24 protein-coding genes and 1 pseudogene are annotated in these 24,545 nt (G+C 56.3%); 15 read left to right on the forward strand and 10 right to left on the reverse strand.

Going from position 1 to position 24,545, the window contains the following annotated elements:
* Window positions 1–83: 83 nt before the first annotated feature.
* Window positions 84–445, reverse strand: a pseudogene (locus ACSEMK_RS04210) (YnfA family protein).
* A 113-nt stretch (window positions 446–558) separates the two neighbouring features.
* On the opposite strand from ACSEMK_RS04210, the gene ACSEMK_RS04215 reads away from it, so the two are divergent.
* A complete protein-coding gene (locus tag ACSEMK_RS04215) occupies window positions 559–900 on the forward strand; it encodes a DUF1283 family protein (protein ID WP_015366763.1) in 342 nt (113 codons plus the stop codon).
* 51 nt (window positions 901–951) lie between these two features.
* Window positions 952–1,512: a spermidine N1-acetyltransferase gene (speG, locus tag ACSEMK_RS04220; protein WP_015366764.1), complete on the forward strand. Its 561-nt coding sequence runs from the start codon at window positions 952–954 to the stop codon at window positions 1,510–1,512.
* Here speG and ACSEMK_RS04225 read toward each other — a convergent pair.
* A complete protein-coding gene (locus ACSEMK_RS04225; protein ID WP_087860675.1) occupies window positions 1,506–2,216 on the reverse strand; it encodes a YnfC family lipoprotein in 711 nt (236 codons plus the stop codon). The genes speG and ACSEMK_RS04225 overlap by 7 nt on opposite strands.
* 103 nt (window positions 2,217–2,319) lie before the next feature.
* Between ACSEMK_RS04225 and ACSEMK_RS04230 the strand changes: the two genes are divergently transcribed.
* The 6 genes from ACSEMK_RS04230 (at window position 2,320) to clcB (ending at window position 8,711) form a co-directional block, all read left to right on the forward strand.
* A complete protein-coding gene (locus ACSEMK_RS04230) occupies window positions 2,320–2,592 on the forward strand; it encodes a DUF1161 domain-containing protein (protein ID WP_430915204.1) in 273 nt (90 codons plus the stop codon).
* Window positions 2,593–2,740: 148 nt separating this feature from the next.
* The gene (gene ynfE, locus ACSEMK_RS04235; RefSeq protein WP_430915205.1) at window positions 2,741–5,176 is read left to right on the forward strand and encodes a selenate/tellurate reductase subunit YnfE; all 2,436 of its coding nucleotides are present in this window, start codon (window positions 2,741–2,743) and stop codon (window positions 5,174–5,176) included.
* 10 nt (window positions 5,177–5,186) lie between these two features.
* Complete coding sequence (locus ACSEMK_RS04240; protein ID WP_015705293.1) at window positions 5,187–5,804, forward strand: DMSO/selenate family reductase complex B subunit; 618 nt, start codon at window positions 5,187–5,189, stop codon at window positions 5,802–5,804.
* A gap of 1 nt (window position 5,805) precedes the next feature.
* Window positions 5,806–6,663, forward strand: a complete 858-nt coding sequence (locus ACSEMK_RS04245) for a DmsC/YnfH family molybdoenzyme membrane anchor subunit (RefSeq protein ID WP_430915206.1) — start codon at window positions 5,806–5,808, stop codon at window positions 6,661–6,663.
* A 42-nt stretch (window positions 6,664–6,705) separates the two neighbouring features.
* Window positions 6,706–7,314, forward strand: coding sequence for a Tat proofreading chaperone DmsD (dmsD, locus tag ACSEMK_RS04250; RefSeq protein WP_430915207.1), 609 nt, complete (start codon window positions 6,706–6,708; stop codon window positions 7,312–7,314).
* Between the two features lie 101 nt (window positions 7,315–7,415).
* Entirely contained in the window at window positions 7,416–8,711 is a 1,296-nt protein-coding gene (gene clcB / locus ACSEMK_RS04255; protein ID WP_087858537.1) for a voltage-gated ClC-type chloride channel ClcB, read from the forward strand.
* On the opposite strand, the gene bioD is transcribed toward clcB, so the two are convergent.
* From bioD to ACSEMK_RS04270, 3 genes are all read right to left on the reverse strand, one after another.
* Window positions 8,664–9,359 carry a dethiobiotin synthase gene (gene bioD / locus ACSEMK_RS04260; protein WP_087858536.1) on the reverse strand — a complete coding sequence of 232 codons (696 nt, stop codon included), beginning with the start codon at window positions 9,357–9,359 and terminating at the stop codon, window positions 8,664–8,666. The genes clcB and bioD overlap by 48 nt on opposite strands.
* 127 nt (window positions 9,360–9,486) lie before the next feature.
* Window positions 9,487–10,707, reverse strand: a complete 1,221-nt coding sequence (gene mlc, locus ACSEMK_RS04265) for a sugar metabolism global transcriptional regulator Mlc (RefSeq protein ID WP_087858535.1) — start codon at window positions 10,705–10,707, stop codon at window positions 9,487–9,489.
* 123 nt (window positions 10,708–10,830) lie between these two features.
* Window positions 10,831–11,733 (reverse strand): LysR family transcriptional regulator, encoded by a 903-nt coding sequence (locus ACSEMK_RS04270; protein ID WP_430915208.1) that lies wholly within the window; start codon window positions 11,731–11,733, stop codon window positions 10,831–10,833.
* Window positions 11,734–11,864: 131 nt separating this feature from the next.
* On the opposite strand from ACSEMK_RS04270, the gene ACSEMK_RS04275 reads away from it, so the two are divergent.
* Window positions 11,865–13,115, forward strand: coding sequence for an MFS transporter (locus ACSEMK_RS04275; protein WP_307858951.1), 1,251 nt, complete (start codon window positions 11,865–11,867; stop codon window positions 13,113–13,115).
* 35 nt (window positions 13,116–13,150) lie between these two features.
* On the opposite strand, the gene ACSEMK_RS04280 is transcribed toward ACSEMK_RS04275, so the two are convergent.
* Window positions 13,151–13,243 carry a KPN_01571 family protein gene (locus tag ACSEMK_RS04280; RefSeq protein ID WP_020078946.1) on the reverse strand — a complete coding sequence of 31 codons (93 nt, stop codon included), beginning with the start codon at window positions 13,241–13,243 and terminating at the stop codon, window positions 13,151–13,153.
* Window positions 13,244–13,437: 194 nt separating this feature from the next.
* Between ACSEMK_RS04280 and ACSEMK_RS04285 the strand changes: the two genes are divergently transcribed.
* Both ACSEMK_RS04285 and asr read left to right on the forward strand, forming a co-directional pair.
* On the forward strand, window positions 13,438–14,925 hold the full coding sequence (locus tag ACSEMK_RS04285) for a carboxypeptidase M32 (RefSeq protein ID WP_113374708.1): 1,488 nt from the start codon (window positions 13,438–13,440) through the stop codon (window positions 14,923–14,925).
* A gap of 172 nt (window positions 14,926–15,097) precedes the next feature.
* Complete coding sequence (asr, locus tag ACSEMK_RS04290) at window positions 15,098–15,517, forward strand: acid resistance repetitive basic protein Asr (RefSeq protein ID WP_113374707.1); 420 nt, start codon at window positions 15,098–15,100, stop codon at window positions 15,515–15,517.
* Between the two features lie 158 nt (window positions 15,518–15,675).
* Here asr and ACSEMK_RS04295 read toward each other — a convergent pair whose 3' ends face one another.
* Window positions 15,676–15,933, reverse strand: a complete 258-nt coding sequence (locus tag ACSEMK_RS04295) for a hypothetical protein (protein WP_183269045.1) — start codon at window positions 15,931–15,933, stop codon at window positions 15,676–15,678.
* Window positions 15,934–16,586: 653 nt separating this feature from the next.
* Here ACSEMK_RS04295 and ACSEMK_RS04300 point away from each other — a divergent pair.
* Complete coding sequence (locus ACSEMK_RS04300) at window positions 16,587–17,399, forward strand: trypsin-like serine peptidase (protein WP_162750230.1); 813 nt, start codon at window positions 16,587–16,589, stop codon at window positions 17,397–17,399.
* Here ACSEMK_RS04300 and ACSEMK_RS04305 read toward each other — a convergent pair whose 3' ends face one another.
* The 3 genes from ACSEMK_RS04305 to mdtJ all read right to left on the reverse strand — a co-directional run bounded on the left by ACSEMK_RS04305 (window position 17,400) and on the right by mdtJ (window position 20,335).
* Entirely contained in the window at window positions 17,400–19,556 is a 2,157-nt protein-coding gene (locus ACSEMK_RS04305; protein ID WP_411324831.1) for a putative bifunctional diguanylate cyclase/phosphodiesterase, read from the reverse strand.
* A gap of 100 nt (window positions 19,557–19,656) precedes the next feature.
* Window positions 19,657–19,986: a multidrug/spermidine efflux SMR transporter subunit MdtI gene (gene mdtI, locus ACSEMK_RS04310; protein WP_087858531.1), complete on the reverse strand. Its 330-nt coding sequence runs from the start codon at window positions 19,984–19,986 to the stop codon at window positions 19,657–19,659.
* Complete coding sequence (mdtJ, locus tag ACSEMK_RS04315) at window positions 19,973–20,335, reverse strand: multidrug/spermidine efflux SMR transporter subunit MdtJ (protein ID WP_087858530.1); 363 nt, start codon at window positions 20,333–20,335, stop codon at window positions 19,973–19,975. Before mdtJ ends, mdtI begins: the two co-directional genes overlap by 14 nt.
* 448 nt (window positions 20,336–20,783) lie before the next feature.
* Here mdtJ and ACSEMK_RS04320 point away from each other — a divergent pair, with 448 nt between their 5' ends.
* From ACSEMK_RS04320 to ACSEMK_RS04330, 3 genes are all read left to right on the forward strand, one after another.
* Window positions 20,784–21,818, forward strand: coding sequence for an AI-2E family transporter (locus tag ACSEMK_RS04320; RefSeq protein WP_087858529.1), 1,035 nt, complete (start codon window positions 20,784–20,786; stop codon window positions 21,816–21,818).
* A 225-nt stretch (window positions 21,819–22,043) separates the two neighbouring features.
* Window positions 22,044–23,699, forward strand: coding sequence for a malonate decarboxylase subunit alpha (gene mdcA, locus ACSEMK_RS04325; RefSeq protein ID WP_087858528.1), 1,656 nt, complete (start codon window positions 22,044–22,046; stop codon window positions 23,697–23,699).
* Window positions 23,699–24,541 carry a triphosphoribosyl-dephospho-CoA synthase gene (locus tag ACSEMK_RS04330; RefSeq protein ID WP_430915209.1) on the forward strand — a complete coding sequence of 281 codons (843 nt, stop codon included), beginning with the start codon at window positions 23,699–23,701 and terminating at the stop codon, window positions 24,539–24,541. The genes mdcA and ACSEMK_RS04330 overlap by 1 nt, the downstream gene beginning before the upstream one ends.
* Window positions 24,542–24,545 lie beyond the last annotated feature (4 nt).

Raw genomic sequence — 24,545 nt, forward strand, 5'->3', positions numbered from 1 at the left:
ACTAGTCGGCTACCATACAAGAATCAAGGTTAAAATTAGCGTGGATGATCACAAAGGGCGATTTTTTATCCTGCTGCGCGACGTTAAGCTCGCCCCCAGCCAGCAACGATGATCAGCATGCCGCACAGCGCAATCGCCGCGCCCGCCCAATCATAGTGGCTCAGCTTCACGCCGTCGACGAAACGCAGCCACAACAGCGCAGTACAGACGTAGACGCCGCCATAGGCGGCATACACTCTGCCGCTGGCCTCCGGGTGCAGGGTCAGCAGCCAGACGAACATCGCCAACGCCATCGCGGTCGGGATCAGCAGCAGCGGCGAACCTTCCCGCTTCAGCCATAGCCACGGCAGATAACAACCGATGATTTCGCACAGCGCGGTAGCAAAGAAAAGTAACGTGGTTTTCAGCATTAAAGTTTGGTAAATGAGACAATTTGTTGCACCAGTGTACGCGATAATGTGCCTGAACCCATGCCATTTTGTCCGGTAGGCGCGGGTGGCGAGTTGTAGTAAACTTGTCCAACTGGATAACCCTTTTTATCACTCAAAGGAAATCGTGATGAAAATGACACGCAATAAACGCTGGTGCCTGACCGCCCTGCTGGCGGCAAGCGCAATGGTCTATACCGCTTCGTCCTTCGCGCAAACCGACAAACTAGTGATCGAGTCCGGCGACAGCGCGCAGAGCCGTCAGCAAGCCGCAATGGAAAAAGAGCAGTGGAACGATACCCGCTCGCTACGGCAGAAGGTGAATAAACGCGCGGAGAAAGAGTGGGACAAAACCGACGTCGCCTTCGATGCGCAGGATAACTGCCAGAAGAGCGCCAACGTCAACGCCTACTGGGAACCTAACACCCTGCGCTGTCTTGACCGCCGTACCGGTCGCGTTATTACGCCATAATTCCCCGGCGCCCGTGGGCGCCATCCTCTATTAATGCACACAGGATTTCCCATGTCTGACGCCCCTCACGTCAAACTCCGCCCGCTTGAGCGCGAAGACCTGCGCTTCGTCCACCAGCTTGATAATAACGCCAGCGTAATGCGTTATTGGTTTGAAGAACCTTACGAGGCCTTCGTCGAACTCTCTGACCTTTACGACAAACATATTCACGATCAAAGTGAACGCCGTTTCGTCATCGAATGTGATGGCGAAAAAGCCGGGCTGGTTGAACTGGTGGAGATAAACCACGTTCACCGTCGCGCCGAGTTCCAGATTATTATCTCCCCGGAATATCAGGGAAAAGGGCTGGCGACGCGCGCCGCTAAGCTGGCAATGGACTACGGCTTTACCGTTCTGAATCTGTATAAGCTGTATCTGATTGTCGATAAAGAAAACGAAAAAGCGATCCACATCTACCGCAAACTCGGTTTTATGGTCGAAGGCGAGCTGATTCACGAGTTCTTTATCAACGGCGAATACCGCAATACCATTCGCATGTGCCTGTTCCAGCATCAGTACCTTGAGAAACATCGTCCTCAAGGCCAGACGCTACTCAAGCCCACGGCTCAGTAGTAGTCGATAGTGTTTTTGATGCTGTAGTGTCGCGTCACCGCCGGCTGGACGCTTTCATCGACAACCTGCATCTCGCAGCGGATCGGGTTGTCGTGATCGTCATAGTCACAGGTTTGATTCACCTTACCTAACGCGCGATCGTTAAATACACTCACCGCGCTGTAATCGAGCTTTTTACGCGGATCGGTGGACGGCGTCGATACGACACTGAAGCGCTCATCTTTCGCGGTGGTGGTTTTGCCCAGCGGATAGCCTTCGCTGTCGTAGCGATAGCTGGAAGTGCTTTCTTTCCCAAGAGCCTTCACCACAAACCCGTTGTCATCAGTCTCCCAGCTGACGCCCGCCGCCGGCATCTCGGCGAGCTGGCATTTCCCCTGCAGCCGCAGGCGTTTCTCCTGCGTTTGCGCATCGAGATAGTAATTCGCGTCCAGTACTAGCGTGGCGCCGGTTTTGTTTTCGAGGTCGGTAAAATCCAGCAGATCGAAACAGCCTTCTGCCGACACCTGCGCACGCACCCGCTTCACCATTTCCCCCTGGTCATCAAACAGAATTTGGGTAAAGGTTTTAACCGGGCCGCGCAGCGGGTCGAACTCAAACTCATTGGAAAAACTGGCCATCTCCGGGGTAAACGCCGCCGGCGTTGACGGCTTGTCACAGGCGCTGAGCAGCAACGCCGCCGGGATCAGCAAAAACAGTTTATTCACAGCCGCTACCTTTTTGGGAACATTCCAATCATTTTAGCAAATACAATTGTTTACACCAATTCTGCTATGCTTAAAACTGGATGACATCAATAAGGAGCTTATGATGAAACTATCCCCATGGTTGTGCGCGGCCCTGCTGCTGGGTTCGGCATCCGCACTGGCAGCGCCGGACTCCTGCGAGCGGGTAAAAGGCGAGATCCAGCAGAAGATTATCAACAACGGCGTACCGGCCGACGGTTTTACCCTGGCCATAGTGCCGAACGATCAGCCTGACCAACCCGGCGCTCAGGTGGTGGGCCACTGCGCTAACGACACCTTCAAGATAATCTATACCCGCAGCGGCGACGCGGCGGCGACCGATTCAGACGGGCAATAACCGCCGCTTTCGAGTGAAGGATCTTATCTCTGGTTGACCGGAGATAAGATTCGCCTACCCCTATTTAAGTATTATTCCTCACCCATGCGCCAGCAGCCCCGCGGTTGCCAGCGGCATTTTGCATAATAAAAATCATGGAGTGAGCACAATGTCCAACCCTGAACATCCCGGCGGCGTCAGCCGTCGCACCCTCATAAAATCCTCAGCAATCGGTTCACTGGCCCTGGCCGCCGGCGGCCTGTCCCTGCCTTTCAGTCTACGCGCCGCGGCCGCCGCCGTGCAGCAAGCCACCGAGGCAGAAGAAAAAACCGTCTGGGGAGCCTGCTCGGTTAACTGCGGCAGCCGCTGCGCGCTGCGCCTGCACGTCCGCGACGACGAAGTGGTGTGGGTGGAAACCGATAATACCGGTCACGATATCTACGGCGATCATCAGGTTCGCGCCTGCCTGCGCGGGCGTTCTATTCGCCGGCGTATCAACCACCCCGATCGTCTAAACTACCCAATGAAACGCGTCGGCAAACGCGGCGAAGGAAAATTCGAGCGCATTAGCTGGACCGAAGCGCTGGATACCATCGCAGAAAGTCTGAAACGCGTGGTGAAAGAGTACGGCAACGAAGCGGTCTATATTAACTACTCTTCCGGAATTGTCGGCGGCAATATGACCCGCTCTTCCCCTTCCGCCTCGCCGGTGATGCGGCTGATGAACTGCTACGGCGGATCGCTCAACCAGTACGGCACCTACAGTACGGCGCAGATCGCCTGCGCCATGCCCTATACCTACGGTAGCAACGACGGCAACAGCACCTCGGATATTGAAAACAGTAAACTGGTGGTGATGTTCGGCAATAACCCGGCGGAAACCCGCATGAGCGGCGGCGGCATTACCTGGTACCTGGAGCAGGCCCGTGAGCGCTCCAACGCCCGTATGATCGTCATCGACCCACGCTATACCGATACCGCGGCAGGGCGTGAAGATGAGTGGATCCCGATTCGTCCCGGTACCGATGCCGCGCTGGTCGCCGGTATCGCCTGGGTATTAATTAATGAAAATCTGGTAGACCAGCCGTTCCTCGATAAATACTGCGTCGGCTACGATGAGAAAACCTTGCCGGCCGATGCGCCGGCCAACGGCCACTATAAAGCCTATATTCTTGGCCAAGGGGACGACGCTACCGCCAAGACGCCGCAGTGGGCCTCGCGCATTACCGGTATTCCCGCCGATCGCATCATTAAGCTGGCGCGCGAAATTGGTATGACCAAACCCGCCTATATCTGCCAGGGCTGGGGCCCACAGCGCCAGGCGAACGGCGAGCTCTCCGCGCGGGCTATCGCCATGCTGCCGATTTTAACCGGCAACGTCGGCATTAACGGCGGCAACAGCGGCGCCCGCGAATCGACCTATACCATCACCATTGAGCGCCTGCCGGTACTGGAGAATCCGGTAAAAACCGCCATCTCCTGCTTTAGCTGGACCGACGCTATCGCCCGTGGGCCGGAGATGAGCGCAACCCGCGACGGCGTGCGCGGCAAAGAGAAGCTGACGGTCCCTATCAAATTTCTGTGGAACTATGCTGGCAACACCATCATTAACCAGCATTCCGACATCAATAAAACCCACGATATCCTGCAGGACGAGAGCAAATGCTCGACGATCGTGGTTATCGAAAACTTTATGACCTCGTCGGCAAAATATGCCGATATTCTGCTGCCGGACCTGATGACCGTAGAACAGGAAGATATTATTCCTAACGACTATGCCGGCAATATGGGCTATCTGATTTTCATCCAGCCCGCCACTAAGGCGAAGTTCGAACGCAAGCCTATCTACTGGATCTTAAGTGAAGTGGCAAAACGCCTTGGCGACGATGTGCATCAGCGCTTCACCGAAGGACGGACTCAGGAGCAGTGGTTACAGTATCTGTACGCCAAAATGGTCGCCAAAGACCCAGCGCTGCCGGGCTATGACGAGCTTAAAAAAATGGGCATCTACAAGCGTAAAGATCCGAACGGCCATTTCGTCGCCTATCGCGATTTCCGTCGCGACCCTGAAGCGAATCCGCTAAAAACCCCTTCCGGCAAAATTGAGATTTACTCCAGCCGCCTCGCCGAGATTGCCGCCCGCTGGCAACTAGAAAAATGCGAAGTCATCAGCCCGCTGCCGGTCTATGCCTCCACCTTTGAAGGTTGGGACGATCCGTTACGCAACCAGTTCCCGCTGCAAATGTTTGGCTTCCATTATAAGGCGCGTACCCACTCCAGCTACGGCAACGTCGATGTCTTACAAGCGGCCTGCCGTCAGGAAGTGTGGCTTAACCCCATCGATGCTGAAAAACGCGGAATTAAAAACGGCGACATGGTGCGCGTCTTTAATCAGCGCGGCGAGCTGCGTATTCCGGCAAAGGTCACGCCGCGCATTATGCCAGGGGTAACGGCGATGGGTCAGGGAGCGTGGCACGATGCCAATATGGCTGGCGATCGCGTCGACCACGGCGCCTGCATGAATACCCTCACCACCCACCGGCCTTCACCGCTGGCGAAGGGAAACCCGCAGCATACCAACCTGGTCGAAATCGAGAAGGTTTAAGGAGTAAACCATGAGCGCTCAATACGGATTTTTTATCGATTCCGCCCGTTGCACCGGTTGCAAAACCTGCGAGCTGGCCTGTAAAGACTACAAGAACCTGACGCCGGACGTCAGCTTCCGTCGTATCTACGAGTATGCCGGCGGCGACTGGCAGGAGGACAACGGCGTCTGGAATCAGAACGTTTTTGCCTACTACCTCTCTATCGCCTGTAACCACTGCGAAGACCCGGCGTGCACCAAAGTCTGCCCGAGCGGGGCAATGCACAAGCGCGAAGATGGTTTTGTGGTGGTTAATGAAGAGGTGTGCATTGGCTGTCGCTACTGCCATATGGCCTGCCCGTACGGCGCGCCGCAGTACAACGCCGCTAAAGGGCATATGACCAAATGCGATGGCTGTCACGAGCGTGTGGCACAAGGCAAAAAGCCGATTTGCGTCGAGTCCTGCCCGCTGCGGGCACTGGACTTCGGGCCGATTGCCGAACTGCGTGAAAAGCACGGCCAACTGGCCGCCGTGGCGCCGCTGCCGTCAGCGCACTTCACCAGGCCGAGCATTGTGATAAAACCAAACGCCAACAGCCGTCCGTGCGGCGATACCACCGGCTATCTGGCCAATCCGAAGGAGGTCTGAAATGGGAAATGGATGGCATGAATGGCCGCTAGTTCTGTTTACGGTACTGGGGCAATGCGTAGCTGGCGCAGTCATCGTCAGCGGCCTGGGCTGGGTGTCGCTCTCCGGTCAGCGCGAATCGCGAGAGCGGCTGGTGCGCAGTATGTTCTTTATCTGGCTATTGATGGGAATAGCTTTTCTCGCGTCTGTAATCCATCTCGGCTCGCCGCTACGCGCATTTAATTCACTGAACCGCGTTGGCGCTTCAGCGCTCAGTAATGAAATCGCCAGCGGCGCCCTCTTCTTCGCCGTTGGCGGATTCTGGTGGCTACTGGCGGTGCCAGGAAAAATGCCGGCGGCGCTCGGCAAAATCTGGTTGTTTCTCACCATGCTGCTGGGGTTGCTGTTTGTGATGGCGATGACCCGGGTCTACCAGATTGACACCGTGCCGACGTGGTACAATGGCTACACTACCAGCGCGTTCTTCCTGACGGTACTACTCAGCGGGCCGCTGTTCGCCGCCCTGCTGCTGAAGCTGGCGAAAGTTGACTTCAACGGCTGGTTTTTTGCCGCGATTAGCGTTGCCGCCCTCATCATCAGCGTGGCCGTTGTTGTCTTACAAAGCGCTGACCTCGGCACGATCCACAGTTCAGTACAACAGGCGAACGCCCTTCTCCCGGATTACGGCGGGCTGCAGGTGCTACGGCTGCTCCTGCTGGCGCTCGGTCTCGGCTGCTGGCTGTGTCCGTTAATCCGCCGCCAGCCGCCGCGCGCCGCCGGGTTATTCATCGGGCTGGTATTGGTTTTAGTCGCGGAGTGTATAGGCCGCGGCCTGTTTTATGGCCTGCATATGACCGTGGGTATGGCGGTTGCGGGTTAACGAGACGGCGCGCCTGTGCGCGCCGCAGTAAGGAATAGGGTAATGATGCAGATCCCAAATCGCGACGCCGTCGCACTAAGCGCCCGCACGTTGGGCGCGCTGTTCTCTTATGCGCCGAATAGCGAGCAAAACGCGCAGCTGGTCGCCGCTTTTCTCGATGGTAGCTGGCAACCGCAGTGGCCGTTCCCGGTCTCCGATTCACTGGCAATGGAATTCGCCGCCAGCAGCGACGAGGCGCTGCCGCAAGCCTGGCAGCGTCTGTTTATCGGTCCATGGGCGCTGCCCGCTCCGCCATGGGGCTCGGTGTGGCTGGATAAAGAGTCGGTGTTATTCGGCGACTCTACGCTTGCGCTGCGCGAATGGATGCGGGCCAGCGGTATCGCGCTGGATATTGAGCGCAACGAACCCGAAGACCACTTCGGCACCTTGCTGCTGCTGGCCGCATGGCTGTGCGAAACAAATCAGGATGAGTTGTTTACTCAACTGCTGGCCTGGCATTTACTGCCGTGGTCCGGGCGTTTTCTGAGCGTCTTTATTGAAAACGCCGGGCATCCGTTCTATCGGGCGCTGGGCCAACTGGCGCAGTCGACGCTGGCTAACTGGCAGGAAAATTTGCCCATCGCGGTGGCGGAAAAGCAGCTGTATCGTTAACTCACCCGCCGCGTCGATCCCCGGCGCGGCACTTATAGCTTTTGCATCTAAGGTTATTCCCTATCACAATAACGCTATGACTCCCAATTTCACTCCCGCCCATGCATCGTCTTCATAACTATCCTGATGTGCAGGTGATGTTCCGTCGCCTGATCATCGCCACGCTCGTCGGCATCTTTGCGGCGCTGGCCGTGGCGCTGTTTCGCCACTCGATGCTGGCGCTGGAAACTTTATTTCTCGGTAACGATAGCGGTAGCCTGGTGAACGCCGCGCAGTCGCTGCCGTGGTGGCGTCGGCTGCTGACGCCAGCGCTTGGCGGGCTCGCCGCCGGGACATTGCTGTGGCTATGGCAACGGCGTAGCGTCTCGCGTCCGCACGCCCCGACCGATTACATGGAAGCGCTGGAAACCGGCGATGGCTGTTTCGATACGCCGGCAAGCCTCGTGAAATCGCTGGCGTCGCTGCTGGTGGTTGTAACCGGCAGCGCCATTGGCCGAGAAGGAGCCATGATCCTGCTGGCCGCGCTGGCCGCCTCGCTGTTCGCCCGCCGTTTTACGCCGCGCGCTGAGTGGAAGCTGTGGGTCGCCTGCGGCGCTGCCGCCGGGATGGCCAGCGCCTATCATGCGCCGCTGGCGGGTAGCCTGTTTATTGCCGAAATTCTCTTCGGCACCCTGATGCTGGCCTCGCTCGGGCCGGTGGTGATCTCTGCGGTGATCGCCCTGCTGCTGACCAATCTACTCAACGGCGGCGCCGCGCCGCTGTACCACGTCGTCTTTCAGCAAAACCTGACCGCGCTGCATTACGCATTAATGCTGGCAACCGGCCTGCTGGCCGGGCTGTGCGGGCCGCTATTCATCTGGCTGATGGACTACAGCCACCGTGGCTTCGTGAGACTGAAACTGTCGCCGCCGTGGCAGCTGGCGCTGGGAGGCCTCATCGTCGGCATGTTATCGCTTATTACCCCGGCGGTGTGGGGCAACGGTTATAGCGTTGTGCAAAGCTATCTGCTATCGCCGCCGCTATTTAGCGTCATTATCATCGTCTTTGTCTGTAAGCTGTTGGCGGTGCTGGCCAGCAGCGGCTCCGGCGCGCCAGGCGGCGTTTTTACCCCGACGCTATTCGTCGGGCTGGCAATAGGAATGCTGTTCGCTGCTTTTAGCGGTCTGTGGCTGCACGGGGATCGCGATATGGCGATTATGATTGGTTTAACCGGAATGGCGGCGTTTCTCGCTGCGACAACGCATGCGCCAATGATGTCGACGCTGATGATTTGTGAAATGACCGGGCAGTATGTGCTGCTGCCCGGTTTATTGATCGCCTGCGTACTGGCGTCGGTACTGTCGCGGACGTTACGCCGGGATTCGATCTATCGCCATTACGCTGCCGAGAACGTCTAAATCAACATACTGGCTGAGTTCACGCTGTTCGGCGCGCGGCAGATAAGGCAGCTCGCCAATCAGCGGCGCGGGCAGCTTTTTGCTCAGCACATCGATGATTTCAGCGTAGTGCGCAAGACCAGGGTTAATGCGGTTGGCGACCCAGCCGATTAACGGCAGACCATCGTTGGCCACCGCCTGAGCGGTCAATAACGCATGGTTGATACACCCTTCCTGAATGCCCACCACCAGCACCACCGGCAGTTGCTCCTGTACCACCCACTCGGAGAGCGGGCGTAAATCGTTCATCAGGCTGCGCCAGCCGCCGGTACCTTCCACCACGACATGATCCACTTTGCCGCTGAGTTGCTGCAGGCCGTCGCTTAATAAGCCGTAGTTGATCGGGCAGCTGTGCGCCACGCTGCTTTCTTCTTCACTTAACGCGATGGGATTGACAGCATCATACGGCAGCGACAGCGTCGACACGCTCTGTAAGACCAGCGCGTCTTTATTACGCAGTCCGTCCGGCGTCTCTTTGCTGCCCTTCGCCACAGGCTTATACCCGGCGACGCTTTTACCGCTGGCAGCAAGTGCCTGCAGCAGCGCGCGGGAAACCACCGTCTTCCCGACAGCAGTGTCAGTACCTGTTATAAAGAAACGCTTAAACATCACTAACCCCAAAGTTGTGTATACGAAAGATACATAAGAGAAATAATCAACAGTGGGAAAAGTCTACGCGAAGCCGCCGGGGCTCAGATTGAGATAGCGCAATTTTTGGTGCGACTATGAAAAAATGTTAACCCTGTAACAGTCGGATAAGGAGCGATCCGTTATAGAGGGCGTCTTTCACCAAAGCCGCGCCAGCCATCGTTCCGCGGTTTGAGAACTGGGTACTCTCAACCGCGATATGACGACTATAGGCCGGTAGCGCCTGTTGCCGAATACAGTCAGAAATTGCCGGAAACAAAATATCGGACGCCTGGTTGAACGGCGAACCAATAAGGATTTTTTGCGGGTTAAACAGGTTGACCATGATAGCCAGGATACGCCCTACATGGGCGCCAACGCCGGTAATGATATCCCGCGCCAGTAAATCACCCTGCTGCGCCGCCTGGCATAACCATTCAACGCTTAACTGCTGTTGATGCAGCATAGAGCTCATCGATTTTGCCATGCGCATCTGCGCCAGCTCCAGCACGCTTTCGACACTGGCGATGGTTTCCAGGCAGCCGTGGTTGCCGCAATAGCAGCGTTTACCATAAGGATCGACCTGGGTATGGCCAATCTCCACCAGGCTGCTGCTACCGGCGTGCAGCAGGCGGCCATCGGTGATCACTCCCGCGCCGACGTTGTGGTCGATCACCACCTGGATGACGTCGCGCGCGCCCCGTGATGCTCCAAACAACGATTCGGCCATAGTCCAGGCGCTGATATCGTGCTGTATATAGACCGACACCCCGGTGTGATTAGCCAGCGCTTCGCCAAGCGGCATGTCTTTCACATCATCGTAAAATGGCATCCGGTGAATGATGCCGTTTTCAGTATCGATGATCCCCGGCAAGGTGATGGCGATAGCGGTAAGGCGCTCAAGCTTGTGCTGATGGCGAATAAAAAACTGATCGATTTGCTCGATGATCCGCGTCAGCAGCGGTTGTGCATGCTGCAGCGGCAGATCCAGTTGTTCTTCCACCACCAGCTTGCTGCTCAAATCGCGCAGCGCCAGGTGGATTTCCCCCCGACTGATGCGCAACGACAAATAATGCCAGGCTTCCGTTTCAACCATCAGACCGACCGCAGGGCGGCCGCGGCTCCCCGGCTCCTGGATTTCTGTCTCCTGCACCAGATGCGCTTCCAGCATCTCGCGAACAATTTTGGTAATGCTGGCCGGCGCCAGTTGCGCAAATCGGGAAAGGTCGATACGCGATACCGGGCCAAGCTGATCAATCAGGCGATACACGGCTCCTGCGTTGGTCTGCTTTATTTGATCGATATGGCCTGGTTGACTGTCCGCTACCACCATTGACTCCCTTATTTTCGCGCTTCGAAATAAACTTCCGGCTATGGTGAAGCACTTCGATGGTACACGTCAAATTTTTACTTAGCCTTGTGATTTACCGCACATTTTTGGCTCTTTTTTGTCTCATTTTGCTAATGCGGCGGCGGCGAGAAGATAATCGCGAAAACGCTGCGCCGCCAGCCCCTGTTCGCGGTGTTTGGCCCACACCAGCCACATTTCCGATACCGCATCGGGTTCACTAATCGGCAGCCAGCGCATTTCATTCAACTGCACCCGCTTAAACGACGCCGGTAGGATCGATACCCCAAGACCAGAAGCCACCAGGCCGATGATGGTCATTGCTTCGCCGACCTCCTGGGTGATAACCGGCGCGGTAGCGTAGCGGCGCATCAGCCCGAGAATATCGTCATACAGGCCGGTACCAACATGCGGATCGAAAAAGACAAACGGCTCGCGCGCCAGCTCAAGCAGACTGACCGCCTGTTGACGAGCCAAAGGATGATCGCTGGGCACCATCGCCAGTAGCGGTTCGCGCAGCACCTTTTCCCAGCACAACGTATCCGGCAGCTGCGTGTTGCGCATCAGGCCAAGGTCAAGCGCCCCTTCATTCAACGGCACTATCTGTTCGCGGGTGTTGGTTTCGCGGGTTTGAATATGAACATCGGGAAATCGCCGACGAAAAGTAGAAAGCGTATCGGAAACCGCTTTGATGAACGGCGCGGATGAGGTGAAGCCAATACGCAGTTCACCGGTTTCGCCGTGATGCAGGCGCCCGGCGCGGGCGGCGGCGTCTTCAACCTGCGACAGAATTTGTCGGCTATCGGCGAGGAACTGCTTCCCCGCAGGAGTCAGGCTAACGCTACGGTTGGTGCGGGCAAACAGCCGCGCGCCAATTTGCTGTTCGAGAATCTGAATTTGCTGGCTTAACGGCGGCTGGGAGATGTTGAGGCGCGCCGCCGCGCGGCCAAAATGTAGCTCTTCTGCTACGGCGACGAAGTAACGCAGATGACGCAGCTCGATATTCATATTTAAAACATCTTATTTGAGATTATTAATATATTAGACGGAATATTTACAATTTTATACCCTAAAAATGTGAGCTGAATGGTCACATCAGTTTGTTTGTAATCCAGCGGTATATAAGCAAGGAATTCTCCGTGAGTAACACAACAACCGCCGGCACCGCGCCGGTGAGCAGCGCCAGCGATAAGGCCGTAAACCAGCCAAATCAATTTATTAAACGCGGTACCCCGGCGTTTATTCGCGTCACCCTGGCGCTGTTTTCCGCCGGACTGGCGACATTCGCCCTGCTCTACTGCGTGCAGCCTATTCTGCCGGTGCTGTCGGGCGAGTTCGGCGTAAGCCCTGCCAGCAGCAGTATTTCGTTATCGATTTCCACCGCGATGCTCGCCGTCGGGCTGCTTTTCACCGGACCGCTGTCTGATGCCATTGGTCGTAAACCGGTGATGGTCACCGCCTTACTGTTGGCGGCGTGCTGCTCATTATTATCCACGATGATGACCAGCTGGCACGGTATTCTGATCATGCGCGCGTTGATCGGCCTGTCGCTCAGCGGCGTGGCCGCCGTGGGAATGACTTATCTCAGCGAGGAGATCCACCCAAGCGTGGTGGCGTTTTCGATGGGGCTTTACATCAGCGGTAACTCAATAGGCGGCATGAGCGGCCGCCTGCTCACCGGGGTCTTTACCGATTTCTTCGGCTGGCGCGTGGCGCTGGCGGTGATAAGCGCCTTCGCCCTCGCGGCGGCAATTATGTTCTGGCGTATTCTTCCGGAGTCTCGCCATTTTCGCCCTATTTCGTTGAAACCGAAAACGCTGCTGATTAACTTCCATCTGCACTGGCGCGATCGCGGACTGCCGCTATTGTTCCTCGAAGGTTTTCTGCTAATGGGCGCATTTGTGACCCTGTTCAACTATATTGGCTACCGCTTGATGATGTCGCCATGGTCGCTGAACCAGGCGGTGGTCGGTCTGCTGTCGGTCGCCTACCTGACCGGGACCTGGAGTTCGCCAAAAGCCGGCGCGCTGACGGTGCGCTATGGCCGCGGGCCGGTGATGTTGTTCTTTATTGCGGTGATGCTGTTTGGCCTGCTGATGACGCTATTCTCGCCCCTGTGGCTGATTTTCATCGGCATGCTGCTGTTCTCCGCCGGCTTTTTTGCCGCGCACTCGGTCGCCAGCAGTTGGATCGGACCACGGGCGCGTCGCGCGCGCGGCCAGGCATCCTCGTTGTACCTGTTCAGTTACTATCTCGGTTCCAGTATTGCGGGGACGCTCGGCGGGGTCTTCTGGCATCATTACGGCTGGAACGGCGTCGGCGGCTTTATCGCGCTCCTGTTAATGGCCGCGCTGCTGACCGGCGCCTGTTTGCACAACCGCCTGAAATAATCGTTAAACGACGTGACCTTACAGGTCACGTCCGCTCACCACAGCCCGAGCACCGACGGCAACCCCAACAGTTCTCTGAGAGCATCCATAGAAAGCAGTGCGAAAAACACCCACGTGAACGGATTCATACTCGCCTCCGCTGACAGCCAGCGCCTGTAATTAGTGTAGTCGCTGGCGAGGCGCGCCGTCCGTTATGGTATTCACATACGCATTTTTCGCCGCACGCAAAATGTCGTTCCCACGACTCGACCAAATCCCGCCGACGCGCTAGTGTACCCTCTGACAACAGATTTATTTCACTCGCCACAGGCCAGCAGAGACTATGACTGAAAACAACAACTATCAGCAGCTCACCCGCACATTCCAACGGCTCTCCCGCTTCTCTCACCTTGCCGCCATCGCCGGCTGGGATATGTTCGCCATGATGCCGCCCGGCGGCAGCCGCGCGCGCGGCGAAGCGCTGGCGGAGCTCGGGGTGCTGCAGCACCAAATTTTGACCAACAAGAAGGTTGGCGAATGGCTGCGGCACGCCCAACAGGAAGACCTTAACGATCTGGAGCAAGCTAACCTGCGCGAAATGACCCGGCAGTACCAGCAGGCGGCGCTACTGCCGGAAAGCCTGGTGGAGGCGAAATCACTGGCCGGCAGCCGCTGCGAACATGCCTGGCGCAGCCAGCGTCCGGCTAACGACTGGCAGGGATTTGCCGAAAACCTGCGCGAAGTCGTTAAGCTCAGCCGCGAAGAGGCGCAGATCCGAGCCGAAGCGAAAGGGTGTTCCCGCTATGACGCCCTGCTGGATATTTTTGAACCCGACATGACCAGCGCGCGTCTTGACGTGCTATTCGCCGATCTGAAATCCTGGCTGCCGTCGCTGCTGGCAAACGTCGTCGATAAGCAAGCGCAGAAAACGCTGCTCGAGCCGCAGGGGCCCTTCGCCATCGCCGATCAGCGCGAGCTGGGACTGGAAGCGATGCGGGTTTTAGGCTTTGATTTTGACGGCGGGCGTCTGGATATTAGCGCACACCCCTTCTGCGGCGGGGTGCCAGAGGACGTCCGGATCACCACCCGCTATAACGAAAACGATCTGCTCAGCGCGCTATTTGGCGTGATCCACGAAACCGGCCACGCGCGCTATGAACAGAACCTCCCGCGTAACTGGGTCGATCAGCCGGTTGGGCTGGCTCGTTCAACGGCGATTCATGAATCTCAGAGTCTGTTCTTCGAAATGCAGCTTGGCCGCAGCGAAGCCTTCCTCAACCGCCTGCTGCCCGCCGTGCGTCAACGCTTTGGCGACCAGCCGGCGTTCAGCGCGGAAAACTTTATCGCCTGGAACCAGCGCGTGAAGCCGGGCTTCATTCGCGTCGATGCCGACGAAGTCAGCTACCCGGCGCACGTCATTCTGCGCTATGAAATCGAGCGGGCGCTGATCGACGGCGATATTGAAGTAGACGATATTCCAGCCCTGTGGGATGAGAAAATGCAGAGCTGGCTGGGTATTTCGACCCTCGGCAACTATCGTGACGGCTGTATGCAGGATATTCACTGGACCGATGGCGGTTTCGGCTATTTCCCTTCCTATACGCTGGGGGCGATGTACGCCGCACAGTTAATGGCGGCTGCCAGACGCGCGCTACCGAATCTCGCGCAGGATATCGCCGGCGGCGATTTTAACGCCCTGTTCGACTGGTTGCGGCAAAATATCTGGCAACACGGCAGCCGCTTTACCACTTCGCAGCTGATTAAAAATGCCACCGGCGAAGATCTCAACAGCGAGTATTTCCGCCAGCATCTTACCGCCCGTTATCTCTAAGCCTGCGCGCCGGGGTCTGCTCCGGCGCGTTTCGACTGACCAGACGGGTATTGTACAAACGGTTACACGCCGATACCAAACACTCACGGAAAGCTCGAAAAGACAAGCATATAGTTACTTCAACGGCCCCGCAGTGGGGTTGAAATGAAGAAACCTTTTCGAGGATATCAGAATGAAAAAAGTATTAGCTCTGGTCGTTGCCGCTGCTATGGGTCTGTCTTCCGCTGCTTTCGCTGCTGATGCAGTAAGCACCACTCAGGCACCTGCTGCTGCAACTCACAGCACCACTGCCAAGACCACTCACCATAAGAAACATCACAAAGCTGCCGCCAAACCGGCTGCAGAACAGAAGGCCCAGGCTGCCAAGAAACACAAAAAAGCCGCGGCAAAACCTGCAGTAGAGCAAAAAGCTCAGGCTGCGAAAAAACACCACAAAGCCGCCGCTAAACCGGCCGCGCAGAAAGCTCAGGCTGCCAAAAAGCACCACAAAACTGCCGCTAAACCAGTAGCGCAGAAAGCTCAGGCTGCCAAAAAACACCACAAAACCACTAAACACACCGCGGCTAAACCTGCTGCTCAGCCGGCTGCATAATCTTTCCGGTTAGTCTGGTTTTGTATAAATCGGCGCTGTTTCAGCGCCGTTTTTTTCTGGAGAGCGCTATGCTGCGACGTTATCGTTTTGAGCTCATCCTGATACTGCTGATAATCTGCGCGCTGGTGGCAACCCGCTTTTTCCTCTACTAGGCGTCGCTATTCATCCCCCTCAATGGGAAAACCGGCTGCACGTATCGCCTGACGGCAATCGCTGACTCCCGCCGCATATCCCGCTTCAATTTCGCATACCGGGCTCGCGCTGGAGAAAGGTAAGCGAATCGGCGTCGCCAGTTGACGTTCCAGCTCGCTAATTTTTTGCCGCGCCGCCAGCAGCTCCACCGCCAATTCAGCGGTCGACACTTCGCTATCTGCTCCTGCAATCACCGCCCGTAATCGCGTCTCATCGATAGTCATCATATCCGCCAGTTCTGCATTCACTGGCGGATATTATAGCCCACGCCACCTCACGGCGCTGGCGGGTCATTACAGGGCATGTACCGCCTCAATGACGAGATAGCCCATCGCGCCCCACATAAAAATTGAAACCAGCGAAACATAAACTAATGCGCGAATACCTTGTTTAGACATACACCCTCCCACTGTGGGAAATGACATTGCGCTTATGATGGCCGGGTCAACTTCACATTTCACTCAATGGGAACCAGCGAAAACGATGTTTACAGTGAGAAAATGTTTCGTAGTGAAAATAATTGAGAAGATGGTAAAAAAACGCCAATGACGATGAACTTTCGTGCTCGCAAGGCGACTAAAACACCCGCAAAAAATTGCGCTTTGCGAATGTCCTGCAATGCAAAGTGATTATTTTTCCCGCGCTTTACGTACGTTCCGATACACGAATTATGTTGCGTTGCCCGCCGCTTTCTGCGGAAATGACAACAGCAGAGATAATGCGTTAACCATCTGAATTCATATGGTTCTTGCATAGATGAAATGACGTCAGGATTCATTTTAACTGCCGTTTGGCTTAATAAAAATTATTCTTAACTTTCATAAACTTAAATCTCCTGCTACTTTCAATAGACATAATTATCTCCCCAGAGAGTGATATGCGTAGAGACGTACTGTTATTACTGTGTTCGTTTTGTATTTTTCCTCTGTTTGCTCACGCCGATGATGACGGCATGAGCGCGAAAGATATCAAAACGCTTTTTTTCGGCCATGACGATCGTAAAGCGGTCAGCGACCCGGCCAGTTCCCCTTGGGATGCCATCGGCCAGTTAGAAACCGCCAGCGGTAATTTGTGTACCGCAACGCTGATTTCGCCGCATCTGGCCCTCACCGCCGGTCACTGTTTGCTGCAGCCGCCGAAAGGCAAGCCGGATAAGGCCGTCGCGTTGCGTTTTATCTCGCGTAAAGGTAATTGGGTCTATGAAATTCACGGGATTGATGGCCGTACCGATCCGTCGTTGGGTAAACGGCTTAAAGCGGACGGCGATGGTTGGATTGTTCCGTCTTCCGCAGCCCCCTGGGACTTTGGCCTGATCGTCCTGCGCTACGCGCCCGGCGGCATTACGCCAGTTCCGGTTTTCCGCGGTGATAAAGAAGCGCTAACCGCGGCGCTGAAAGCAACGGACCGCAAAGTGACGCAATCCGGCTACCCGGAAGATCATCTGGATAGCCTCTATAGCCATCAGGATTGTCTGGTGACGGGATGGGCGCAGGCCTCAGTTCTATCACATCAATGCGATACGCTACCGGGAGACAGCGGTTCTCCGCTGCTGTTAAAAACGGAAAACGGCTGGCAGGTCATTGCGGTGCAAAGCTCGGCGCCGGGCCCGAAAGATCGCTATCGCGCCGATAACCGGGCTATTGCCGTGACCGGTTTTCTCGACAAGCTGGAAGCGCTGGCCAATGAGTGATTATCCCTGCTGCTGGCGCAGTTGAAGCAATGAATCGATCGGCATCGGTTGACTGAAATAATATCCCTGAAGTCGATCGCATCCCGCCCGCCGCAGCAGCGCCAGCTGCTGCTGACTTTCAACCCCTTCGGCAACCACGGTGATCCCCAGCGCATTAGCGATACGTACCGTGCCGCGCACCAGTTCTGCCGCCTGCGGGTCGACATCCACCAAGCCGGCTAACGACTTATCAATCTTCAGACTATCAAAACGACAGCTGCGTAGATAACCAATACTGGAATAACCAATACCGAAATCGTCCAGCGCGACGGTGATACCCAACGATTTCAGGTTTTCGATAGCCACGCGGGCGCGCTCCGGGTTTTCCAGTACGTAGCTTTCGGTCACCTCAAGCTGCAGGCGGCGCGCAGGAAACTGACAGCGTCCCAGGGTTTGGATCACCCGCGTTTCAAATTCCGGGTCGCGGAACTGCGCCGGTGAGATATTGACGGAAAGGAGCAGATCTCCCATCGGCTGTAAATCGTAACAGGCTTGCGCTAGCGCAAACTGACCAAGCGCGTAGATCAATCCGCTACTTTCGGCGATGGGAATAAAAGCATCCGGCGCCAGCGGGCCTTCAGGGCGCCGCGACCAGCGCAGCAACGCCTCTACGCCTTCCATCACCAGCGTATCGGCGTTGACAATCGGCTGATACCAGACATCAAATTCGCCTTTTTCGAGACCTTCGCGGATGCCATTTTCGATGTGTAGCTGGTGCTGGCGCGTTTCGTTAAGGGTGTCATCATACCAGGCCGCTCTCCCCTTACCGCTCTTCTTCGCGTGGTACATAGCCATGTCTGCGCGACGAAACAATTCGGTACTGGAACAAACCGCCGGCACGCCGCTGGCAATACCGATACTGGCGCTGATATATATTTTGCGCGCGCTGAGTTCAATGGGCGATTTTAATAATTCCAGTACCGCCCAGGCAAACGCCGAAGCCTGATTAACCGCTTGTTCACCGCTGACGGTCATGGCGAATTCATCCCCGCCCATCCGCGCCAACATCGCCCCCGCCGGAACCCGATCCTGCAGTTCGCGGGCAATATGCGCTATCAGCGCGTCGCCAACGTCATGGCCGTAGTTATCATTGACGTCTTTGAAACCATCGAGATCGATAAATACCACGCTTTGCATTTCATTCTTGCCGCAGTCGCCCATCGTATTCAAACGTTCGATCAACGCCCGACGGTTCGGCAAACGGCTCAGCCAATCGGTCAACGCATTTTTTCGCGCCTGCTGTTCGCCGCGCGCCAGTTTGTATAGCCCCAGGCTACTGAGCAGAATGAATAGCAGAATTAAACTCGCCGCCAGAATGGCGATAAGCCTGATGCTGTTTGACGCGGCGCGCGCCGCCTCAGCACCAGGAAGACGCGGCTGCCAGCTCAGATATGCCAGCGTTTCGCCGCCTTCTGTACGTAATGGTACGCTGTATTCGCCGGCGAACTGCGTCGTATGCAGGCGATTAATCTGGAAAGTAGTCCCCAGGGTTTCCAGCATGGTCGGATTAATGTGTCGGGTAATGACCAGATAGCGACGGGTCTTGTCATAAACCGGCAAGCGGCCGATCGTCGGGCGAATCAAGCCGATACCGACAAACGCGATACCTGCGCGAGTACGGGTAATACCAGCAAAGGCATTTTCACCGCGTCTCAGCGCATCCGCGTGCTGCTCGATGAGGGTTCGCAACCCGCTGCCGAAAAAACCAATATCGGATTCGGTAAATGGCTCGCTGCGAAAAGCGCCCCACAGGATGCGGTAGTTTTCATCCAGGATAAAAGTGCCGTCGTAGAGATTATTAATCTTAAAACCCGATCCCCACGAATCATACAGCCAGTGTGAGTCAAGATGGGGCGTATAGGTTTGTTTAACCGCATCATCCCAAATCGAATTATCCAGTACCAATGACAGCACCCGATTGACCGATGTCTGTACAGCCCCTTCCACCGAGAGCATCGTACGGTGCTTATCAATTTCATTGGTTTTAATACTGACCAGGTGTTGTGATAAATAGAAGAGAGAAATAACGGAGACCACCAGCCCCAGGCCGGCGAGAAAGACCAGTACGGAAAGAATTTTGGCAGAAGGGATATTCCGCCAGCCTGGCAAAGGGATCATGCGCTGTCCTCATAGCGGCCTACAGAAAGATGCCGAATCTGCTTTTTAAGCGTAATACAGAGGACAGAATTTGCCGCCTGCCTACGCAGGCGGCATCATATCAAGCCAGTTTTATCAATACCATGCCGGCTACCAGCAGCACGACGCCTACCCAGCCTTTATGATTAAGGCGTTGTCCGAAGAGGATCCAGCCGGCGGCGATAGTCGCCGCGATCCCAAACCCGCCCCATAACGCATAAGCGACGGAAAGGTCGATACCTTTTACCGCCTGCGACAGGGCGCTGAAAGCGCCTAGCACCGCCGCCAGCGACAGAATACCGTAGGTCTTACGACGGAAACCGTCGGAAAACTTCAGAAATACGTTCGCGGTAATTTCCAGTACGATAGCCAGCGCCAGCCAGGCGCCGTGAATCCACTCAAACTGTTGCATGAGCTTTCTCCTCGCGCTGTTTCACCGCTTTCCTGGTGCCGGACTTAATCAGCACAATACCCGCGACCAGCGTTGCCAGCCCTGCCAGTTTTACGATAGACAGGCTTTCGTCAAACAGCAGCACGCTGAATACGGTAATTAATAAAATACCGATACCTTCCCATAGCGCATACGCCACACCGAGAGCAATTTTTTTAACGGCGAAGGCCAGGAAAATATATGAAAGCGCAATCATTGCCAGCATTAAAATATAGCCTGTATGACCGCCGCTGACGCTGGCCCATTTCATAGACAGCGTGCCGGTTATTTCAGCAACGATAGCTAAGGCTAATAAAATCCAATAAAACATAATCCCTTCTCCTGCTTGAGAATACAATCCATGACGGCTCACGAAGGTAAACCGAAAAAATTCTGACGTAGTTTTAGCCGTGCGCGGTGCGCCAGCTCAGGCAGAGAGAATGGGACTATAGCGCTGAGCGCCAGTGCTGTTCGCCAGCAAATCGGGAAAGGATGAAAGGTAATGCGTGATGAGTCGAAAAATAATGGCTGAACTGATTGTTCATAAAATTACAATTATCCGCGGTGTTGCTTCTCGTCATTGCGGAAAAAAATTGTCCTCGGTAGTTAAACACAAGTAAATTTGTACCATAGTGTTAATATTAACTCAAAGTCTTTGCAATTCTTTACGTCCAAGGTGCGATTTCGATTAGTATTTTCTCAAACTGATCTCCATCATAAACGCGAATAGCAAAGTCGCTATGATCAAGGACGTTTTCATCTCCAGCGTAAGGAACCCAATGGCCAAACCCATCATCACCCTTAATGGACTCAAGATCGTCATCATGCTGGGCATGTTGGTTATCATCCTTACCGGCATCCGCTTTGCCGCCGATATTATCGTCCCCTTTATCTTAGCGCTGTTTCTGGCGGTGGTCATTAACCCGCTGGTCCAGCTGATGGTGCGCTTCCGGGTGCCCCGGGTGCTGGCGATTTCTCTACTGGTGGGCGCCATCGTGCTGCTGGCGGTGGTACTGCTGGCGTCGCTTGGCACATCGCTTAACGAACTGGCGCGTACCCTGCCGCAATACCGCACGTCGCTGGCCGAACCGCTAAAAACGGTCACGCCATGGCTACAGCGCTTTGGATTTACCGTCTCCGCCATTGAGCTGAATAAGTATATCGACCCCAACGCGGTGATGACGCTGGTGACCAGTCTACTGACCCAGTTGTCGAATGCGATGTCGTCCATTTTCCTGTTGCTTCTCACCGTGGTATTCATGCTGTTGGAAGTGCCGCAGCTGCCCGCCAAGCTCCAGCAACTGATGTCGCGGCCGGTTGAGGGGATGGGCGCCATTCAGCGGGCGATTGATAGCGTGTCCCACTATCTGGTGCTGAAAACCGCGATAAGCCTGGTCACCGGGCTGGTGGTCTGGGGCATGCTGGCGCTGCTGGACGTCCGCTTCGCCTTTATGTGGGGGCTACTGGCCTTTGCGCTGAACTATATTCCCAATATCGGTTCGGTACTGGCGGCCATCCCGCCGATTCTGCAGGTGATGGTATTTGGCGGACTGTATGAGGCGCTGATCGTCACTGCCGGTTACCTTATTATCAACCTGGTGTTCGGCAATATTCTCGAACCGCGCATTATGGGCCGCGGGCTGGGACTCTCCACGCTGGTGGTATTCCTGTCGTTAATATTCTGGGGCTGGCTGCTGGGCCCGGTCGGCATGCTGCTGTCGGTGCCGTTGACCATCATTGTGAAAATCGCCCTTGAGCAAACCAACGGCGGGCAGAGTATTGCTTTCTTACTTAGTGACTTAAGTAAAGAATAACCGGCAATCGGGCTGGCTTATCCGCCAGCCTTCTCCTCTTTTCATCTTTTCCGCTTAGACCGTTACTCCTTTCTTATTATTGATCCCCATCACAAATGGGCACATCCAATCATTACTCTAAAGCTAACGATTAGCTGGCGTGCTTAATTGATGCGCAGCGCCGCGCCGCGCACACTAACTTCCACCAGGACAAACGAAACGATTTGTCGAATCAGGAGGTTAACAATGAATGCTGAACAAACGACGGGACGGGTCTGGAACCGTCGCCGGACGGAAAAACAGCGGCGGCTGGCCGAAGCGAAGATTGCCGGCAAAGTCATCCCCACTGACCAACTGGTCAGCGTACTGGAAAATCTGCTCGCCCCGGGCGATCGGGTGGTACTGGAAGGCAACAACCAGAAACAGGCTGATTTCCTCTCCCGCATGCTCGCCGAGGTTAATCCGCAAAAAATCCACGACCTGCATATGATTATGCCAAGCGTCGGGCGCAGCGAGCATCTGGACCTGTTTGAAAAAGGCATTGCCCGTAAACTGGATTTCTCTTTCTCCGGCACGCAGAGCCTGCGAATTTCGCAGCTGCTGGAAGATGGTCTGCTCGAAATCGGCGCCATCCACACCTATATCGAACTCTACTCCCGCCTGTATGTCGATCTGTCACCAAACGTCGCGCTGATCGCCGGCTATAAAGCGGACCGTAAAGGCAACCTGTACACCGGGCCAAGTACCGAAGATACCCCGGCGCTGGTCGAAGCCGCCGCCTTCCATGACGGCATTGTGATAGCCCAGGTCAACGAACTGGTGGACGACGAATGCGATCTGCCGCGCGTCGATATTCCCGGCTCGTGGATTGATTACGTGGTGGTCGCCGATAAACCGTTCTTCATTGAACCGCTGTTCACCCGCGACCCGCGTCTGATTAAGCAAGAACACATTCTGATGGCGATGATGGCGATTAAAGGCATCTACGCGGAACATCAGGTGCAGTCGCTTAACCACGGTATCGGCTTTAATACCGCCGCCATTGAGCTGTTACTGCCCACCTACGGCGAACAGCTCGGACTGAAAGGCAAAATCTGTAAACACTGGACGCTGAATCCGCATCCTACCTTAATCCCGGCCATCGAAAGCGGCTGGGTGGAAAGCGTGCACTGCTTCGGCGGCGAACTGGGGATGGAAGAGTATATCCGCGCCCGCCCGGATATCTTCTTTACCGGCCCGGATGGCTCAATGCGTTCCAACCGCGCCTTCTGCCAGCTGGCAGGTCAGTACGCGGTAGATATGTTTATCGGTTCGACCCTGCAGGTTGATGGTCTGGCTAACTCCTCAACCGTCACCCGCGGTCGTCTTTCCGGTTTCGGCGGCGCGCCGAACATGGGTCACGACCCGCACGGTCGTCGCCACGCCACCCCGGCCTGGCTCAATATGATCACTGAACCAGACCCGATGCAGCGCGGTAAAAAACTGGTGGTGCAGATGGTCGAAACCTTCCAGGCCGGCGTGAAACCGACCTTCGTTGAAACGCTCGATGCGGTCGACGTCGCCAAAACCTCCGGCATGCCGCTGGCGCCGGTGATGATTTATGGCGATGACGTAACCCACGTGCTGACCGAAGAGGGTATCGCCTACCTGTACCGGGCGGATAGCCTTGAAGAGCGCCGGGCGATGGTCGCCGCGGTGGCTGGTATCACCGATATTGGCCTCGGCGTGGACGCCAAACGCGTCGCCGCGCTGCGCCAGAGCGGCAAAGTCGTCTACCCGGAAGATATCGGCATTCGCCGCAGCGATGCCACCCGCTCGCTACTGGCCGCCGGCAGCGTCGCCGACCTGGTGGAATGGTCCGACGGACTGTACAACCCACCGGCAAAATTCCGGAGCTGGTAATGAAAAATCTCTCCCCCCTACACGCAGAAAGCCGCGTCAGCTGGCTGGCGCATACCGCCAGCGCGTGTCTGATTGACGAAGCCCGACTGAGTCCGAAACCGGGACTGGTCGATAGTCGCGGCAGCGGCGCGCATCAGGATCTTAATCTGGAACTGATGGAACGCTCCGCCCGCAGCCTGCAGCCGACCTTTCACGCGCTGGCGCAGCAAAGCTGGCAGCGTCCGGTGGATATCGCCCTGCGCGAAACCGTCGGCCGCCTCGGTCGCGAAGGCGAAGCGCAGATGATGCTGGCCACCGGCGGGGTCAATACCCACCGCGGCGCCATCTGGGCGCTGGGCCTGCTGGTCAGCGCGGTGGCGATGTTGGGTGGAGAGGGTCAATCACAGGCGATCGCCGCCGCCGCCGCCGCCCTCGCCCGCCTGCCTGACGGCTTCGCGCCGAAAAGCTTTAGTAAGGGGCTGCGCGCCAGCCGCCGTTGGCAGGTGCCGGGCGCACGCGAGGAAGCGCAGCGCGGATTTCCGCATGTTATCACTCTGGCGCTGCCGCAACTGCAACAAAGCCGGGCGCGAGGCGCCAGCGAGCCGCAGGCGCGTCTCGACGCGCTGATGGCCATCATGACCTCGCTGAGCGATACCTGCGTGCTGTCGCGTGCCGGCATGAACGGCCTGCACGCCATGCAGCAAGGCGCCCGCGAGGTTCTGGCGGCTGGCGGTTGCGCCAGCGCCGCCGGTCGCGCCGCGCTGGCGCGCCTTGACGCGCAGATGCTGGCGCAAAACGCCTCGCCGGGTGGCGCGGCCGATCTCCTTGCCGCCACCCTGTTTCTCGACCGGGTTTCCGGCTAACGCA

This window comes from Klebsiella sp. K-3 (genome assembly GCF_051207495.1).
Classification (GTDB): Bacteria; Pseudomonadota; Gammaproteobacteria; order Enterobacterales; family Enterobacteriaceae; genus Klebsiella; species Klebsiella aerogenes.

Bases quoted from the DNA above. Each gene is read 5' to 3' on its own strand.
- ACSEMK_RS04285 (WP_113374708.1), top strand. From the start codon at position 13,438: ATGACTGAAAACAACAACTATCAGCAGCTCACCCGCACATTCCAACGG.
- asr (WP_113374707.1), top strand. From the start codon at position 15,098: ATGAAAAAAGTATTAGCTCTGGTCGTTGCCGCTGCTATGGGTCTGTCT.
- ACSEMK_RS04305 (WP_411324831.1), bottom strand. From the start codon at position 19,556: ATGATCCCTTTGCCAGGCTGGCGGAATATCCCTTCTGCCAAAATTCTT.
- bioD (WP_087858536.1), bottom strand. From the start codon at position 9,359: ATGTTTAAGCGTTTCTTTATAACAGGTACTGACACTGCTGTCGGGAAG.
- mdtJ (WP_087858530.1), bottom strand. From the start codon at position 20,335: ATGTTTTATTGGATTTTATTAGCCTTAGCTATCGTTGCTGAAATAACC.
- ACSEMK_RS04240 (WP_015705293.1), top strand. From the start codon at position 5,187: ATGAGCGCTCAATACGGATTTTTTATCGATTCCGCCCGTTGCACCGGT.
- speG (WP_015366764.1), top strand. From the start codon at position 952: ATGTCTGACGCCCCTCACGTCAAACTCCGCCCGCTTGAGCGCGAAGAC.
- dmsD (WP_430915207.1), top strand. From the start codon at position 6,706: ATGATGCAGATCCCAAATCGCGACGCCGTCGCACTAAGCGCCCGCACG.
- clcB (WP_087858537.1), top strand. From the start codon at position 7,416: ATGCATCGTCTTCATAACTATCCTGATGTGCAGGTGATGTTCCGTCGC.
- ACSEMK_RS04295 (WP_183269045.1), bottom strand. From the start codon at position 15,933: ATGACTATCGATGAGACGCGATTACGGGCGGTGATTGCAGGAGCAGAT.
- mdtI (WP_087858531.1), bottom strand. From the start codon at position 19,986: ATGCAACAGTTTGAGTGGATTCACGGCGCCTGGCTGGCGCTGGCTATC.
- ACSEMK_RS04300 (WP_162750230.1), top strand. From the start codon at position 16,587: ATGCGTAGAGACGTACTGTTATTACTGTGTTCGTTTTGTATTTTTCCT.
- ACSEMK_RS04230 (WP_430915204.1), top strand. From the start codon at position 2,320: ATGAAACTATCCCCATGGTTGTGCGCGGCCCTGCTGCTGGGTTCGGCA.
- ACSEMK_RS04245 (WP_430915206.1), top strand. From the start codon at position 5,806: ATGGGAAATGGATGGCATGAATGGCCGCTAGTTCTGTTTACGGTACTG.
- ACSEMK_RS04280 (WP_020078946.1), bottom strand. From the start codon at position 13,243: ATGAATCCGTTCACGTGGGTGTTTTTCGCACTGCTTTCTATGGATGCT.
- mdcA (WP_087858528.1), top strand. From the start codon at position 22,044: ATGAATGCTGAACAAACGACGGGACGGGTCTGGAACCGTCGCCGGACG.
- ACSEMK_RS04320 (WP_087858529.1), top strand. From the start codon at position 20,784: ATGGCCAAACCCATCATCACCCTTAATGGACTCAAGATCGTCATCATG.
- ACSEMK_RS04330 (WP_430915209.1), top strand. From the start codon at position 23,699: ATGAAAAATCTCTCCCCCCTACACGCAGAAAGCCGCGTCAGCTGGCTG.
- ACSEMK_RS04215 (WP_015366763.1), top strand. From the start codon at position 559: ATGAAAATGACACGCAATAAACGCTGGTGCCTGACCGCCCTGCTGGCG.
- ynfE (WP_430915205.1), top strand. From the start codon at position 2,741: ATGTCCAACCCTGAACATCCCGGCGGCGTCAGCCGTCGCACCCTCATA.
- ACSEMK_RS04270 (WP_430915208.1), bottom strand. From the start codon at position 11,733: ATGAATATCGAGCTGCGTCATCTGCGTTACTTCGTCGCCGTAGCAGAA.